The sequence below is a fragment of the Methylotenera sp. N17 genome, from assembly GCF_000799155.1.
Taxonomy (GTDB): Bacteria; Pseudomonadota; Gammaproteobacteria; order Burkholderiales; family Methylophilaceae; genus Methylophilus.
The window spans coordinates 1577423-1592911 of sequence record NZ_JUGE01000001.1; the positions used below are offsets into that span (position 1 = coordinate 1577423).

Annotated in this window: 14 protein-coding genes and 2 tRNA genes; 5 read left to right on the top strand and 11 right to left on the bottom strand. The window is 43.9% G+C overall.

The genetic code is table 11. The features are described 5' to 3' along the window. Nucleotides 1–9 precede the first annotated feature (9 nt). The 8 genes from FG11_RS07520 to FG11_RS07555 form a co-directional block, all read right to left on the bottom strand. Complete coding sequence (locus FG11_RS07520; RefSeq protein WP_052185086.1) at nucleotides 10–2160, bottom strand: type I secretion system permease/ATPase; 2151 nt, start codon at nucleotides 2158–2160, stop codon at nucleotides 10–12. Nucleotides 2161–2354: 194 nt separating this feature from the next. Then, nucleotides 2355–2428 (bottom strand) — tRNA-Cys (locus tag FG11_RS07525). Nucleotides 2429–2503: 75 nt separating this feature from the next. Then, nucleotides 2504–2579: transfer RNA gene (locus FG11_RS07530), tRNA-Gly, on the bottom strand. A 117-nt stretch (nucleotides 2580–2696) separates the two neighbouring features. Beyond that, on the bottom strand, nucleotides 2697–3284 hold the full coding sequence (gene pgsA / locus FG11_RS07535) for a CDP-diacylglycerol--glycerol-3-phosphate 3-phosphatidyltransferase (protein WP_020182463.1): 588 nt from the start codon (nucleotides 3282–3284) through the stop codon (nucleotides 2697–2699). Nucleotides 3285–3296: 12 nt separating this feature from the next. Beyond that, a complete protein-coding gene (uvrC, locus tag FG11_RS07540; protein WP_047534076.1) occupies nucleotides 3297–5114 on the bottom strand; it encodes an excinuclease ABC subunit UvrC in 1818 nt (605 codons plus the stop codon). 68 nt (nucleotides 5115–5182) lie between these two features. After that, on the bottom strand, nucleotides 5183–5365 hold the full coding sequence (locus FG11_RS07545) for a tautomerase family protein (protein WP_020182465.1): 183 nt from the start codon (nucleotides 5363–5365) through the stop codon (nucleotides 5183–5185). A 70-nt stretch (nucleotides 5366–5435) separates the two neighbouring features. Continuing rightward, the gene (locus FG11_RS07550; RefSeq protein ID WP_020182466.1) at nucleotides 5436–6152 is read right to left on the bottom strand and encodes a cation diffusion facilitator family transporter; all 717 of its coding nucleotides are present in this window, start codon (nucleotides 6150–6152) and stop codon (nucleotides 5436–5438) included. Between the two features lie 95 nt (nucleotides 6153–6247). Further along, the gene (locus FG11_RS07555; protein ID WP_047534077.1) at nucleotides 6248–6562 is read right to left on the bottom strand and encodes a hypothetical protein; all 315 of its coding nucleotides are present in this window, start codon (nucleotides 6560–6562) and stop codon (nucleotides 6248–6250) included. A gap of 130 nt (nucleotides 6563–6692) precedes the next feature. Between FG11_RS07555 and FG11_RS07560 the strand changes: the two genes are divergently transcribed. Further along, nucleotides 6693–7538: a 23S rRNA (adenine(2030)-N(6))-methyltransferase RlmJ gene (locus tag FG11_RS07560; protein WP_047534078.1), complete on the top strand. Its 846-nt coding sequence runs from the start codon at nucleotides 6693–6695 to the stop codon at nucleotides 7536–7538. A 49-nt stretch (nucleotides 7539–7587) separates the two neighbouring features. Beyond that, nucleotides 7588–8133, top strand: a complete 546-nt coding sequence (locus FG11_RS07565) for a TIGR00645 family protein (RefSeq protein WP_020182469.1) — start codon at nucleotides 7588–7590, stop codon at nucleotides 8131–8133. Here the strand turns inward: FG11_RS07565 and FG11_RS07570 are convergent. Next, nucleotides 8130–9191 carry a DUF2914 domain-containing protein gene (locus tag FG11_RS07570; protein WP_047534079.1) on the bottom strand — a complete coding sequence of 354 codons (1062 nt, stop codon included), beginning with the start codon at nucleotides 9189–9191 and terminating at the stop codon, nucleotides 8130–8132. The genes FG11_RS07565 and FG11_RS07570 overlap by 4 nt on opposite strands. Before the next feature lie 37 nt (nucleotides 9192–9228). Beyond that, a complete protein-coding gene (locus FG11_RS07575) occupies nucleotides 9229–10101 on the bottom strand; it encodes a class I SAM-dependent methyltransferase (protein ID WP_047534082.1) in 873 nt (290 codons plus the stop codon). A gap of 297 nt (nucleotides 10102–10398) precedes the next feature. Between FG11_RS07575 and FG11_RS07580 the strand changes: the two genes are divergently transcribed. After that, a complete protein-coding gene (locus FG11_RS07580; protein ID WP_081978196.1) occupies nucleotides 10399–12606 on the top strand; it encodes an ATP-binding protein in 2208 nt (735 codons plus the stop codon). A 30-nt stretch (nucleotides 12607–12636) separates the two neighbouring features. Here FG11_RS07580 and FG11_RS07585 read toward each other — a convergent pair whose 3' ends face one another. Continuing rightward, on the bottom strand, nucleotides 12637–13566 hold the full coding sequence (locus FG11_RS07585; protein WP_020182473.1) for a crotonase/enoyl-CoA hydratase family protein: 930 nt from the start codon (nucleotides 13564–13566) through the stop codon (nucleotides 12637–12639). 98 nt (nucleotides 13567–13664) lie between these two features. On the opposite strand from FG11_RS07585, the gene FG11_RS07590 reads away from it, so the two are divergent. Together FG11_RS07590 and FG11_RS07595 are read left to right on the top strand one after the other, a co-directional pair. Next, the gene (locus tag FG11_RS07590) at nucleotides 13665–13925 is read left to right on the top strand and encodes an acyl carrier protein (RefSeq protein WP_020182474.1); all 261 of its coding nucleotides are present in this window, start codon (nucleotides 13665–13667) and stop codon (nucleotides 13923–13925) included. 9 nt (nucleotides 13926–13934) lie between these two features. Next, nucleotides 13935–15176, top strand: coding sequence for a beta-ketoacyl-[acyl-carrier-protein] synthase family protein (locus FG11_RS07595; protein ID WP_047534087.1), 1242 nt, complete (start codon nucleotides 13935–13937; stop codon nucleotides 15174–15176). Nucleotides 15177–15489: the final 313 nt, after the last annotated feature.

The following is a 15489-nucleotide window of genomic DNA, read 5'->3' on the forward strand; positions in this document are numbered from 1 at the left end:
AATTCCTCATCAATGGGCTTTACCCACTTTGCCTGCACGTAACGCTTCGATGACATCTTGTTTCTTGCCATCTGCCACTACGCGGCCAGCATCAATCACAATGAGACGCGTGACCAAATCAAATAATCCCGAACGATGGCTAATCAACACCATCGTGTGCAGGTGGGTAGCCTCAGCCAGTCGTTTTTTCACTGCATCTTCGCCAGAGTGGTCCATCGCGCTGGTTGGTTCATCTAACAACACAATCGAAGGCCGTGTAATAAACGCCCGGGCAATGCCTACGCCTTGTTTTTGGCCACCGGAGAGTGTCTCGCCACGCTCACCTACCAACAAATCAAAACCTTTGGGGTGTGCATTGGCAAACTCATCGATGCCGCCTACATGCGCTGCCGCCAGTACAGCAGCATCATTGCTATGAGGGGCACGCATGGCAATGTTGTCGCGCAATGAGCCATAAAACAAATGTGTATCTTGTTGTACGTATCCTATACTGCGGCGCAACTCGGCCGGGTCTATTTGTCTAGAATCAATACCATCAATCAAAATCGCGCCTTCTGTAGGTTTATACAGACCCAAAATCAGCTTATTGATGGTACTTTTGCCTGAGCCCATGCGCCCCAATAAAGCCACATGTTCACCGGCTTTAATTTTGAAAGACACTTTAGTCAACGCCAGCTCTTCTGCGCCCGGATATTGAAAACTGACTTCTCTAAACTCAATATCGCCACGGAACGATGGACGAGACAAAAAGTTAGCATTAGCGGGACGCTCTACTGACTTATGCATGATCTCGTCTAACGATTGCAATGAGGTAGACGCTGTGTGATATTGACTCAACAAGCCAGCTGTTTGCGCAATGGGTGCCAATGCCCGAGAAGCCAGCATCGTAGTTGCGATCAAGCCCCCCATCGTCAAATCACCACTCGTGACCATATAGACGCCTAGCAACACCAGTACCACAGTCAATATCTGTTGAATGGCATTAGAGCCGTTATTAATGGAAGAAGCCAGTAAGCGCAATTTACTGCCCACCTCAGTGAGATAGCGTGCACTATGCTCCCACTTGCGTTGCATATTGCCTTCAATACCTAAGGATTTAATAGTTTCCAAGCCCACCAAGCTTTCTATCAGCGTGGCATTACGAATAGCACCAGCGCGGTACATGGTTTCTGATAGCTCATGCATTTTGGTCTGCACACTCAAGGCATATACCAGCATGATGATGGCGCCGATCACAACGGGCAAGACCATGACCCAATTAATCCAGGCAATGACGACAATAAAAATAATGCCGAACGGCAAGTCAATTAAAGCGGTGATGGTGGCAGAGGTAATAAAGTCTCTGACACTCTCAAAGGAACGTAGGTTAGAGGCAAAAGAGCCTACAGAGTTTGGCCGCTGATCCAAATGTAGCCCTAGCACTTGCTCCATGATGCGCGCACTGAGCTTGACATCAATCCGTGCACTGGCCCAATCTAGGAAAAAAGCGCGCATGGTACGTAAAATCAAATCACCCACCACAATGATGAGTACACCCAAGCCCATGACCCACATGGTTTCAATCGCGCGATTTGGCACAATTCTGTCGTATACGTTCATCGTAAATAAAGGCATGGCCAGCGCAAATATATTGACCAGAAGAGCGGCCAACATCACATCACGGTAAATGCGCTTATTCTCTGCCAACGTACCCCAGAACCAATGTCTTAAGCGCACCTTACCTACCTCTGGTGCGCGTTGATCAAACATATACTTGGGCTTGACTGTAATGAAATAGCCGGCATATTTGGCTTCTAATTCAGCCAAAGGCAAATGCGTTTCAGCATCGCCCAATTCAGGAAAAATCACATAGGCGGTATTGGTGGCGTAATCAATGCGGGCAAGCTTACATGCCTCATCATTATGTAGCAGTAGTGTGACGGGTAAGAATTCTTTACGAATAGACTGTAGCGGCTTTTTAAGCACGGTGACCGAAAGTCCCAGCCGCTCAGCTGCGCGTTTAAAAATTGCTGGCGTCATTTTGCCGTTAGGCAATGGCAAGCCAGCAATCACCGCATCTTTAGTAGTCGTAATATGATGGGTTCGGCAGGCCAGCATCAAACAGCCTAAGAGTGAATCAAAACTTGCATCTTGCTGATCTGCCAGATCTTCTAAGTGCATTTGACTGTTTTCCAAATTCATTCAAGTAACCTGTTTAGTACGAAAATTCGCGTTGTTATTCTTAAACACGCACTAATGTAACAACATTTCTGGGGGACTGCCAGTAAATTACTATTGCGTAGGAGACAGGATACATAAACTGGCACAACACCAAAGCATTGAATAACGAGGTATTTACTGCGGACTTAGGTATTTGGAGGCGCGAGCCGGAGTCGAACCGGCCTAAACGGCTTTGCAGGCCGCGGCATAACCGCTTTGCTATCGCGCCGTGTCTTTCAAACAAAGCTGAAAGATTTAAGCTAAAAAGGGAAAGCTACTTGTTGTGCTTTCCCTTTTTAATATTTGGAGCGGGAAACGAGTCTCGAACTCGCGACCTCAACCTTGGCAAGGTTGCGCTCTACCAACTGAGCTATTCCCGCATGAATCATTACGTCGTGTGCCGTAAAGAAGCGAGCATTTTAGCGATTTTAAATTTAGTGTCAAGGCGCATTTGCAGGTTTTATGACAATATCCTGCGAATTATTTGTCTTGACAATTTATTTCATCGAATCTTTCATCACCGGCCATGCCGCTTTTAAATAATAAGCCATTGATACCAATGTTAAAATTGCTGCGATGATAATCAGCACTTGCCCAACGAACTTGGTGTTGAAGTGCCCAATATTATCGTAATAAAGTAGTAATAAAATCGCTAGCATCTGTGCAGCAGTCTTCACTTTACCAATCATCGCCACTGCCACGTTGCTACTTTTGCCAATATTGGCCATCCATTCGCGCAAGGCACTAATGGCAATCTCCCGCCCAATGATAATTAATGCAATCACTGCGCCTATGCGCTCAAACTCCACCAACACAATCAAGGCAGCAGCCACCATCAATTTATCGGCCACCGGATCTAAAAAAGCACCGAAGCCGGACATTTGATTAAACCTACGTGCCCAGTAGCCATCAAGCCAATCGGTAACGGCGGCCAACGCAAATACGATAGTAGCAGTGAAGTTTACCCAGTGCGCTGGAAACGCAGCCAGTGTCATGGCATCTTTAGGTAAATAGAAGATTCCCACAAATACAGGAATCAAGGCAATCCGCAACACCGTTAAAATATTTGGCACATTCCACAACATAGTTTTAATCACTTAATGAAATTGATCATAGATTTTTTCTGCAAGAGACTGGCTCACACCATCTACTTTTGCAAGTTCATCTATGCTAGCATTTTTTACGCCGTCTAAACCACCAAAACGGGTGAGTAGCGCTTTGCGGCGTTTAGCACCAACACCCTCAATGTCTTCCAAACTAGAAGTGATCCGCGCTTTGCCTCGTTTGGCACGGTGCCCCGTAATGGCAAAACGGTGTGCCTCATCACGGATACGCTGTAATAGATGCAAACCTTGATTGTCTTTTTCTAAATTGAGCATTTCGCCGGTATCCGAGAAAATCATGGTCTCCAGCCCGGGTTTGCGCTCCTCGCCTTTCGCGATCCCTACCAGCAAAATATCGTCCAACCCGACCTCTTGCATGACCTCAATTGCAATCCCTAATTGCCCTTTACCACCATCAATAAACACCAAATCCGGGCGCTTACCTTCACCAGCAGCCACTTTCTTATAGCGTCGTGTCAGCACATCGCGCATCGCAGCATAATCATCCCCCGGTGTGATGCCTGTGATGTTGTAACGGCGATATTCGCTGTTTTGCATATCACCTTTATCAAACACCACACAGCTGCCTACGGTCGCCTCACCCATGGTATGGCTAATATCAAAGCATTCAATGCGTTCTACGGTTTCGGATAAGTTTAATGCTTCACGCAAGGCAATCAATTTGGCTGCTTGATTAGCAGAGGAAGCAGCACGTTGCGATAACGCCAGTTCCGCATTGGTATCTGCCATTTTTAACCAGACACGTTTATCGCCAATGGGATTGGTAATAATCTTAATTTTGCGTTGCGCTTGCTCGCTTAACACCTCTTCAAAATCTCTGGCTGCAATCTCCATGCCACAGACAATCATGGGGGGCGTATTTTGTGCGGTGTAATGCTGGGTAATAAACGCTTCTATCGTTTCACTCAGTTCAGCATCCTGACTGTTTTTTGGGAAAAAGCTTTTATCCCCCAAGTGACGGCCACCACGAATCATCACCAAGTTAATGCAATGCTGCCCTTCCAATGCCTGGCAGGCAATGACATCAGCGTCAGATACAGTGAAATCGCTCACAAACTGCTTGGCCTGCACTTGCCGTAAGGCTTGCATACGGTCACGAAACACCGCAGCAGCTTCGTACTCCTGATTGGCGGCGGCTGTGTTCATTTTATCGCCTAGCACATCCATCACCTCACTGGTTTTGCCTTCCAGAAACAACGCCGCATGGTGCACATCTTGTGCATAATTTTCTTGATTGATGTAATCCACACAGGGCGCGGTACAGCGCTCGATTTGGTATTGCAGGCAAGGGCGTGACCGGTTAGCAAATACCGTATTTTCGCAAGTCCGTAACTTAAACACTTTTTGTAGCAGCTGTATGCTCTCACGCACCGCCACTGAGTTAGGGAAAGGGCCAAAGTATTGACTGCGCCCTGTAGACTTGGTGGCTTGGCGTTGCGTCCCACGATGAAATGCCAGCCTTGGAAAAGCATCACCTGTCAGTGCAATATAAGGGTACGATTTATCGTCCCGGAACAGGACGTTATAGCGCGGCATTAAGCCTTTGATCAGATTATTTTCCAGCAACAACGCTTCGGCTTCAGACCGCGTCACCGTGGTTTCAATCTTGGCGATTTGCGACACCATCATACGTGTACGCGGGCTCGGCAGATTTTTATTAAAATAGCTGGAAACGCGCTTTTTAATGTCTTTTGCTTTGCCTACATAAATCACCACCTCTTCCGCATTCATCATGCGGTATACCCCAGGCAGATTGGGCAGGTTTTTTAAAATAGGTTTAGGATCAAACATCCTTGCATTTTAGCATTGGCTTGCCGAGTTAAGCGAAATCGGCGTAACGACTATTCAACGTAACATGCCTACTCGTCCAGCAGCTTGCCACCTATCGCCCAGTCTTCGTATTCCACTTCTTCAAAGGTAATGTAAGTGTAATTAGCGGGTTTATGCGCTACGCGCGCCAAGGTTTCGGTGATTTCTTTGGCAATCTCCGCTTTTTGTTCGCGGGTGACAGCGCCTGCAAGTTTAATATTGACGTATGGCATGGTTAACTCCTTGTGGTTTACTCAACGGTATTACTGCGACCTAATAGATAAGCAACACTGATAGTAGCCATCAATGATGGTGTTCATGGCTGTTGTGTTGGCTTTCGCCACGAATATCTAGCCAAATATCTTTGATTAAACTCATGGTCACCAACAACAAGAGCACAGAAATCACCAAAGAAAGTAATGGATCAATCGCCAGCCAACCAGTGTAATAGATCACAACACCAGCCATCAGTGCCGCCACCGAGCCCAACACATCGCCCATCACATGCAACAAAGCCGCACGATGATTGAGATTATCCTTACCGCCATGATGATGGGCGTGATGGTGCAAACGCTGGGCGACGATTAAATTAATCACCAGCCCAAAAAATGCGATCAGCATCACATAGCCACCGGCCACCACATACGGGTGTTGCAAGCGATCAAACGCCTCAATCACAATCCATACGACCACTATCACCATGAGCGCCGCATTTAAGATAGAAGCGATGATTTCAGCACGACTATGCTTGGCCTCGCGACGCGCCTTGGCTGTACGATGGGAGGCATACATGGCTAAGCCCAGCGCGAACACATCGGAAAACATATGCCAGGCATCGCCTAGCAAAGCCAGCGACCTTGTCCATATCCCACCGGAAAATTCGATGACTGCAAACACGGCAATTAGAATAAAGGGTATTAAAAACGGGTTAGCATGCTGGTGGTCTTCTGCATGTGTATTGTCTTGTGGATGTGCATGCGTGTGATGCATGTCGGCGTCATGGTTGTGCGGTGTAGTCATGCCAATATGCTACCCCATGGCCAGCAAAGTGCCAATAAAAAAGCAGCTTTTTTAAGAAGCTGCTTGATTCAAAACCTTGCGTGATTTAGATGAGGTTAACGTGCTTTTTGCACACATTTATCATGTGCAGCTTGGCGATGTACACGCCATTTTTCTTTCATCGCATTACGCTCTACATCATCAATAAACCCATCATTATTCGTATCCTGACGTTTAAAGCGTTCTTGCAAATGCTGATCGCGTACAGATTTAAACTCATCAAAGCTGATTTTTCCATCTTTGTTAATATCGTCTTTTAATGCATCTTGCGCTGTCTTTTGCTCGCCACCTTCTTGATGGTTTGCGTAAATGCTCATGGTGGTGAATGCAAACCCGGCTGCCGCTGCAAGTATTAATAATGTCTTTTTCATGTTCATCCTTTGTGTATAAAAAGAAGCCCTACAGCTTACAAAACGCAACCGTGCATTATTTGTCGACAATCTCACGTAGAGATAACGGTTTAGTCTTTTATAATAGCCATCATTTAATCGTTGAATTTTTATGCTGAGTTACCGACACGCATTCCATGCAGGCAATCACGCCGATGTACTGAAGCACTATGTGCTGAGCTTAGTACTTGGCTACTTCAATCAAAAAGAAAAACCTTATTGGGTCATCGATACGCACGCAGGCGCTGGTATGTATGCGCTTACAGATGGTTTTGCGCAAAAAAATAGAGAGTTTGAAACGGGCGTTGCCCGCTTAATGGCTTCAGACGCTTTACCTGAATTAGTGCAGCGCTACTTAGAAGCGGTAAACGCAGTCAATACAGAAGGTTCGCTTCAGCTTTATCCTGGATCGCCACAGATTTCTGCGCATTTTTTGCGCGACCATGACAAGCTGCGTTTATTTGAGCTGCACCCAAATGACTTTAAGCTGTTGCAGCAGCATTTTGCGGGTAAGCATCGTCAAATTAAAGCCGAGATGGTCGATGGATTTCATGGTCTTAAAGCCTGTTTACCGCCACCCATCAAACGCGCCGTGGTATTGATTGACCCGCCTTACGAGCTGAAAGAAGACTATCAGCGTGTCGTGAGTAGCCTGCAAGATAGCCTCAAGCGATTTGCAACTGGCACGTATTTGGTTTGGTATCCGTTACTGCAACGCCCGGAACCCGGCGCGATGGTGCAGGCACTGCAACAACTGAACACGCAAAATTGGTTGGACATACGTTTACAAGTAGAACAACCGCATGCAGATGGCTTTGGCATGTACGGGAGTGGTATGTTTGTCATTAACCCACCTTGGCAACTACCGGAAATACTCAGCAGCAGCATGCCCAGCATTACTGAGCTATTGGGTTTGGACGCATCGGCACAGTTTAATCTCGAGTATGCCATCACATAGTCATACACTTCAGGTAAAATCCAACTTTTGATTTCGAGTACATCGCACCATGCAAGAAAACACCAACATTAGCCCAAGCCAGTACAAACAAAGCAACATCATGACCAACATTTTGTTTGGTAGCCGCTGGTTACAGCTGCCTCTTTACTTAGGCTTGATCATTGCACAAGCCGTATATGTTTACTTTTTTGCAGTAGAACTTGTGCATTTGGTGGGCAAAACTGCCACCATCAGCGAAGCCGACATCATGTTGATTGTGTTAGGCTTAATTGATGTAGTGATGATCTCAAACCTACTGATCATGGTCATTGTGGGTGGGTATGAAACCTTCGTATCGCGCTTAAACTTAAAAGGCCACCCGGATGAGCCAGACTGGTTATCTCACGTGAATGCCAACTTGCTTAAAGTCAAACTGGCTACCGCGATTATCGGCATTTCATCGATTCATCTGCTCAAAACCTTTATTAATGCTGCAAATTTGAGCAACGATGTCATGATGTGGCAAACCATTATCCACATGACGTTTGTGGCTTCAGCGGTTTCGATTGCTTATATCGATAAGCTGATGACACACGCGGATGACAATAAGCACTAATACTTATAGCGAATATGGCGAGGAGTTCCCGTCTCCTCGCTCACAGTAAATGATTGAACGGCAATGGTTTTCTCATTCTCAGTCTCAATCCTCACCCGCCACTCTCCTAGCGATATATTTTGCTTGTAGGTATAGCCGCGATAACCATTGTTACGCCCACCGTTTAAATCAAAGCCAATGCGCGATTGCGTCTGCCAACCGTTTTTCTTTGAATACAATTGCCAGCGATGATACAAACGCACCTCTAGCCCTGCTGGTGCAAATATGGGAGAAAAGCAATATAGCCGCTGTCCGGGCACTACTTTCAGGTGGTTACTTGTCTTGCGCCAAAACTGCCATATCGGGCCACGCTGCTGGATAATAAAGTAGTTGCCGTCTTCTTTTTTCACGTCATAAGCAATAGCAACGTCGCGTGTCACCAATGGCACCGGAGGAATCATATCCGCAGCATACGCCAGCATGAGCACCCCGGCAATCAGCCACACCGGCAGAATGCTGCCCAGATTCTGCGGAGTCTTGGAATACAGATAAATCACCAAACTCGCACCCAAAATCGTACTGAGATAAAACCAAATCGGATGCACGCTCCCGAATAGAAACGGCAACAGAAAGTTAAACAGTAAAATGGCGCACAAGCCAAACAGCGCCCAGCTTAAAGTAAATCGACGATACGCATTTTCTAAGAACTCATTGGCAATGAGCAACACGCCAAGAAGAATTGAGGTTAGGAAAGCCAATGCATGATTAGCGCTTTTAAAGTACAGAATAAACAGCGCACTCAACAAGCTACCATACAAAAACTGAAGCGCTAGATAAGGCCAACCTGTTGTAAAAAACCAGTGCAAACGTTTGGGGATAGTCGTTTCGTCTACCAAAATAAAACTTGGACGACTCATGATATACAGCAACATGCCCGCCGCAAATAAATACCCGGAAAAAATCAGCAAGTCAGATGTGGCTACGCTACGGCCAATGGTTAGTGCATCCCATATAAAGCCTGAAAAAAAGAAAATAGCAGGTAAAAAGCCTGCTATTTTCTTTGAAATATCTTTTAACATATTGAATATATTAAAATATTATAAAAATACAAAATAGTTACCTTTTAAAAATTCTTGTTGGTTGCGCTCTTTTCAGTGAGACCTGATATAAGTCAAAATAGCCAGTTTCAAAGCAACGTCTAGCACCATCAAAATATGCAAGATACTCATCAAAAAGTACCTGCCCATATTGCGCTATTAGCGCTTCTTTATTCTGCAACATTTTCTCACTCCAAGCTTGTAAAGTAGGTACATAATCGTGACCAATTCTACTTACGGCAGATATTTCATATTTATCTATCACAGCCTCTTGGAGATCACTAATTGACGCTAATGCAGAGCCAGGAAATATCTTATGTACAAGCCATGAATCTCTTAGCTCATCAATATTATTTGGGAGTCTTGTAATAATAATTGTCTGAAGTCCGACATAGGCGTCGGGAGTAGTAACACTTAAGCACCAATCAAAAAACTGCTTATAGATTTCTCGTTGTTTACCAGAAATACTGTCTTCATACGTAGCAAAATGTTCGAGACAGCCAATAGAAATAACTGCATCAAATTTAGTTTCTGGTGGTTGAAAGTCTTGCCATGCACATAGCTCAGCTGATGCGATTGGATTATTTGCACTATTTACATACTCTAGCTGCTTAGTACTGAGTGTTAAGCCGTGCACATGGGTATTAGAAAAATTTTCATTGATATATGTTGATAGCCCTCCCCAGCCGCATCCAACATCAAGAACCTTGCCACCGGACTTTACGTGGGAATAGTTGCAAAGCCTCTCAAACTTATCTGTTTGAGATTGCTCAATTGTTGTTGCGGTATCCCATACACCACATGTATATCCAAGATACTTATCATCAAGGAATAACGCGTAAAACTCATTATCTACATCATAGTGCTGTTCAATATCTTCTTTCGTAGCCATTACTATCCTTGTGAGTTCATATGCATTAAATATAGCGACTGCTGTTTTTATAAAAACAGATATTAACCTTAAACAATTACTACTCCAACTGAAAGTCATTTAAGTTTAAAGCGAATGTGAATTTTAGAAAATAGTTAGGTTTCCGTCATTAGTGATGACATTCCTACTCACAACACCAAAAAAATCACATTTACAAATACTATCTATATGTTTTTATTAGAATTAATGAAGAAACTATACTGGCATATGAATTGCTTCTTAAGATAAAAAATATTAACTTTTGAGGAGTATTGGAAAATGAATACAAGTCTATTTTTCAATAGCATTTTAATGCTCTGCAAAGAAATTGCTTCCCCATTCTTATACGCGTTCAAACATATTGAATTTAGCAAGCATGGCGATGAATATCAGCAAGCTGTTTTTAGGCTGTTCATCATCACGTTGACGCTAGCATTTGTATCCATGTCATACGATCAGGTTAAACCTGTTATTTACTTTGCTTTAACAATATTTAGCTTTGCCTCGTTAGCGTTCTTAGTACATACCAGACTAAACTCAGCACCAAACCTCAGTCGTCAATTGATTACAATGCTATCTGATGTATTAGCTACATCATTTGCTGTGCATCTTACCAATGATATTGGAGGTGTATTTATTGGTGTATATCTCTGGCTAATTATCGGCTACGGTTTCAGATTTGGTCGTCAGTTATTGATTGCAACCTACATTGCCAGCTTGACTGGGTTTGTCATTGCCAGCCTCAACAGCCCATACTGGCAATCGCACATGACAGGCTTTTATGGCTTGCTATTCACGCTTGTGTCTATTCCTATGTATGCATTGGCTTTGCTCAACCGATTGAAAGAGGCCACTTACAAGGCAGAGGCTGCCAGCCGTGCAAAAAGTGAGTTCCTTTCACATATCAGCCACGAGATCCGCACTCCGCTTAACGGGATTGTGGGTGCATGCAGCTTGTTAGAGGCCTCTAACCTAGATAAAAACAATGCAACGCTCTTTAACGTGATGAAGAACTCATCTAATGTATTGCTTGAACTTGTAAATAACGTGTTGGATTTATCAAAAATCGAGAGTGGCAAAGCCGTTGAGCACAAAGAGGATTTTTACTTACAAAACCTGATTCTGACTACTGTCAACTTATTCGAGACGCAAGCCAATCATAAAGGCATTGTCATTGACTATGACATTGCGCAGGACACCCCATTAAAATTGCACGGCAATTTATTGCATACCAAACAAGTGCTGATTAACTTAGTGGGTAATGCCGTTAAGTTTACCGAACAAGGCTCTGTCTACGTAAGGGTGACCGCTGCTAAACATTCACAAGGTAAAGTGATTGTCCGTTTTGAGGTCAAAGATACCGGTATCGGTATTTCAAAAGAATCCTTACCACATATTTTTGAGAGCTTTACGCAAGCCGAAGAATCTATTAAATACAAATTTGGCGGTACAGGTTTAGGCACCACTATCTCTAAAAAACTAGTGGAATTAATGGATGGTGAAATTGGGATTGAGAGTGAGTTGGGTCAAGGCTCTACTTTCTGGTTTGAGATTCCATTAGATGTTGTCACCAATGAGGACACTGAAGGTCAGGTTTCATCTGAAATCATTTCTTTCAAAAAAGCCATGCAAGCCAGCAAGAGAAAACCTTGCCGTATTTTGGTGGCAGAAGACAACGAGACCAACATTCTCATCTTGTCACAAATGTTGGCACTGGGTCAGCATCAGTTTGATGTTGTTAAAAACGGCCAACAAGCGCTGGACAAACTCGAAGAGACTACTTACGACTTAATGATTTTAGACTACAACATGCCAGTAATGGGCGGTTTAGAGGCGTTACGTATTTACCAAGCCATTAATGTTGGCTTGCCACAAGTACCTTCCATTATTTTGAGCGCCGATGCCACACATAACACTATTGCCGAATTCGATGAGTTGGGCGTTGCCGCTTACCTCACAAAACCTATCCAAATTGATGCGTTGAATCTTGCCATTGAAGAAGTGGTTGCAAAATCCAAACAAAAATCTTACCGCGATGCCGCACCTGTGGTCTCATTTGCCGCCAGCAAAGAGCAAGTGCTCAGCGAAGAACCAAGTGCAATCATTGCATCCTACACTGGCAATACCGCACTTAACTTGGCACGTTTGGCAGAGTTAGCTTCTATTAGTAAAAATGCAGGGTTTGTTGAAAGCTTGATTCTAGGCTTTATTGAAGATACCGATAGAAACTTGAGCGACTTGAAAGTGTATGTGCAAGCGCTAGATTTTGCGAATATTCATGACACGGCGCATGCGATTGCAGGGAGTGCAACCAACATTGGCGCTGAGGAACTCAGCCAGATTTGTGTAGAGTTAGATGACATTACACCAAATGAGATTTACAAGGTGCCTACATTGTTTGCGCAAGCTAACCATGCATACCAAAACACCAAGCTAGCGTTTGCAGATTACCTTGCGACGCATGCGCAGCAAGCTTCAGCAAATTAGTAGTGCAGAAAAACAAAAACAATCAATGAATTATGAAGCTGCGCGTTTGATAGAAACAACATTGTCCGCCACTGGCGAAGTATGTGGCATCGGTGCAGTTAAGTATTGCTTTTCTTGGCTGTAGATAAAGCGATCCATGATGCTAAATTCACGCTCGCCTAGTTTTAAAGCGGTATCTACCCAAATTTTGGTGATATCCAACAGCTCGTCATAAGTAATAGGGTTGACTCTATTTTTGGCACGTTGCGCAGCCAAATAACCGTTAAAGTAGCGTTTGTTTTTTTCAATCCATTCATACACCGCTTTTTCACCTTGACCGTCATCGACTAACACATCGACCAAACCAAGCTCAAACGCTTGTTCGGCTGTATATTGTTTGCCTTTGAGGATCATTTCGTCAGCGACTTTCATCCCTGCTTTACGTGCAACTAAACTATAGCCGCCCATACCAGGGAACATGTTGAACAAAATCTCAGGAAAGCCAAAATAGCTTTTGCGTTCAGCAATGATGACATCGCTGGCCAACGCACCTTCCAAACCGCCGCCCAAAGCCAAGCCCTGAACCAAAGTGATGTTGACGATAGAGGAGTTATTGAACCGTGACAGCCTGCTATGCAGAATATCAATGCCTTTAATTGCGTAATAAAGTAAAGCGTCTTTGTTTTTATTTAAGGCTAATTCACGAATCAAGGCAAGATGCCCGCCTAGATTGAATACATTGGGTGTGAGCGATGCTGCAACAGAATACTTCACTTGAAAAACACGGTCATTGGAGTACAACACGCCCGCAGCTTTTTCAAGCTCTTGCTGGTGTTGGGTTAACTCGTGAATAATTTCATGGTTGGCACAAGGAATGATATTTTTCTGATTAAAGTAGGTCCATAAAACCTCATGGCTTTCATCATATTTTAACGATAACTGCTTAAAATGATTACTTAAACCAAATTCAGAAATATTCATTAAAATCTCGCACTTTAAACAAAGCTTTATGGCATTATATTCTAGTTATTTAAAAATAATATAGCCGAAAAGGCGAATTGTGATAAGGATACCGTTGAATGAGCAAAGAAGTTGTCAATAAAGACGAAATTAAAACGTTTTTAACTGAAATATTTACCAAAGAAAAAAATATCCCCGCAGAAAAGTTAACCGCAGAACAAGCTTTAAAGGATTTAGACATTGATTCTTTCGGCTTTCTTGAAGTGATTTTTAGTATTGAGCACCAATACAACATTTCTTTCCCTAAAAATTATGAGCATATTGTGACGGTACAAGATTTAGTCAACGTCACACATGACTTAATTGCAGCAAAAAACTAAGTTTTTAGTATGAAACACCAACGTCGTGTAGTGGTAACCGGCTTTGGTCTGGTGTCCCCCTTGGGCAACACCATCGATGAGTTATCCGCAAATGTATTTGCCGGAAAATCTGGTATTCAACAATTTGTCGGCCCATATTTAGATAAACTCTCCTGCAAAGTGGCTGCACAGGCGGACTTTGACCCTACCCAACACTTTGAGAAAAAAAGTGACTATTCCATTCTCGACAGAAATGGGCAAATGGCGCTACATGCCAGCAAAGAAGCGGTTAAACACGCAAAACTTGATACTGATAGGCTGAACAAATTACGCACTGGCGTGTATGTAGGTACTGGCATGGGGGGTATCCATTCGGTAGAAGATGGTTACCAGACGCTATTTGTGGAAGGTGAAAACCGCTTAAAGCCTTACACCGTATTGATGTGCATGTACAACAGCGCAGCGGCAGCTATTGCTACCCATTTTTCCATTTCTGGCCCTAACCTTACTTTCTCAACAGCATGTTCATCCTCAGCAGTTGCTATCGGCCAAGCGATGAAAGACATTCGTTATGGCGAAATAGATGTGGCATTGGCTGGTGGCACCGATGCGATTTTGGCCTACGCCAGTATTAAATCGTGGGAAGCGATTCGCACGCTGGCCGGAGAAGACAAAGAAGATATCAGTAAATCCTGCAAACCATTTTCCGCCAACCGTACTGGCTTGGTGATTGGCGAAGGTGCAGCGACGGTGATTCTAGAAGAGTTATCCCACGCACAAGCCAGAGGTGCGCATATTTATGCAGAGATTGTGGGGTATGGCGCAGCCAATGATTTTAAACATATTGCCGTGCCGTCGGTCGAGGGTCAGGCCGCAGCCATGCAAAAGGCTTTGGATGATTCTGGATTAAATCCTCAATCAATTCAATACATTAACGCACATGGCACCGGCACAAAATTCAACGACGAAACCGAGACCAACGCCATCAAGCAAATTTTTGGTGATCACGCTTACCAATTAGCAGTCAGCTCAACTAAATCCATGCATGGTCATTTGATGGGCGCAGCGGGTGTGCTAGAAAGCATCATCACATTATTGGCCATGCAGCGCAACGAATTACCCCCCACTATTAACCTGCAACAAGCAGACCCTAAGTGCGATTTAAATTACGTACCTAATCAATCACAAAAAGTAGACTATTTAGAATACGCCATGTCCAATTCGTTTGCATTTGGTGGCACTGGCGCAACACTAATCTTCAAAAAAGTTTAAGGTTACACTTTAAGCCAATACTTTTAACTCGCTACCAGTGCAGGGGCATAAAAAATTTCCGGCCTTATTCTCTTTAACGTAGAGATAATCCATGTGATTTATTTTTAAATCATACTTTTGCTGCAGCCTTGTCGTATGTATTCATTAAACGTTTGCCTAAAGCTATTGAAGTCGACGTTGGTGACTGTTAATGCGCTTTCCAAATAGCTATGTGGCCTACCGCACAGAATATTTGATGCTTGCTAAGTAATATGCGTTCAAGTAGACACTCGTTTATGCGCAGCTGCTATTCAACGCAATTAGATTAAGGCAA

What these genes read in the sequence shown, in the direction of transcription:
- FG11_RS07590 (WP_020182474.1), top strand. Translation starts at nt 13,665, where the DNA reads ATGAGCAAAGAAGTTGTCAATAAAGACGAAATTAAAACGTTTTTAACT.
- FG11_RS07545 (WP_020182465.1), bottom strand. Translation starts at nt 5,365, where the DNA reads ATGCCATACGTCAATATTAAACTTGCAGGCGCTGTCACCCGCGAACAA.
- FG11_RS07550 (WP_020182466.1), bottom strand. Translation starts at nt 6,152, where the DNA reads ATGACTACACCGCACAACCATGACGCCGACATGCATCACACGCATGCA.
- FG11_RS07580 (WP_081978196.1), top strand. Translation starts at nt 10,399, where the DNA reads ATGAATACAAGTCTATTTTTCAATAGCATTTTAATGCTCTGCAAAGAA.
- pgsA (WP_020182463.1), bottom strand. Translation starts at nt 3,284, where the DNA reads ATGTTGTGGAATGTGCCAAATATTTTAACGGTGTTGCGGATTGCCTTG.
- uvrC (WP_047534076.1), bottom strand. Translation starts at nt 5,114, where the DNA reads ATGTTTGATCCTAAACCTATTTTAAAAAACCTGCCCAATCTGCCTGGG.
- FG11_RS07595 (WP_047534087.1), top strand. Translation starts at nt 13,935, where the DNA reads ATGAAACACCAACGTCGTGTAGTGGTAACCGGCTTTGGTCTGGTGTCC.
- FG11_RS07585 (WP_020182473.1), bottom strand. Translation starts at nt 13,566, where the DNA reads ATGAATATTTCTGAATTTGGTTTAAGTAATCATTTTAAGCAGTTATCG.
- FG11_RS07560 (WP_047534078.1), top strand. Translation starts at nt 6,693, where the DNA reads ATGCTGAGTTACCGACACGCATTCCATGCAGGCAATCACGCCGATGTA.
- FG11_RS07555 (WP_047534077.1), bottom strand. Translation starts at nt 6,562, where the DNA reads ATGAAAAAGACATTATTAATACTTGCAGCGGCAGCCGGGTTTGCATTC.
- FG11_RS07575 (WP_047534082.1), bottom strand. Translation starts at nt 10,101, where the DNA reads ATGGCTACGAAAGAAGATATTGAACAGCACTATGATGTAGATAATGAG.
- FG11_RS07520 (WP_052185086.1), bottom strand. Translation starts at nt 2,160, where the DNA reads ATGCACTTAGAAGATCTGGCAGATCAGCAAGATGCAAGTTTTGATTCA.
- FG11_RS07570 (WP_047534079.1), bottom strand. Translation starts at nt 9,191, where the DNA reads ATGTTAAAAGATATTTCAAAGAAAATAGCAGGCTTTTTACCTGCTATT.
- FG11_RS07565 (WP_020182469.1), top strand. Translation starts at nt 7,588, where the DNA reads ATGCAAGAAAACACCAACATTAGCCCAAGCCAGTACAAACAAAGCAAC.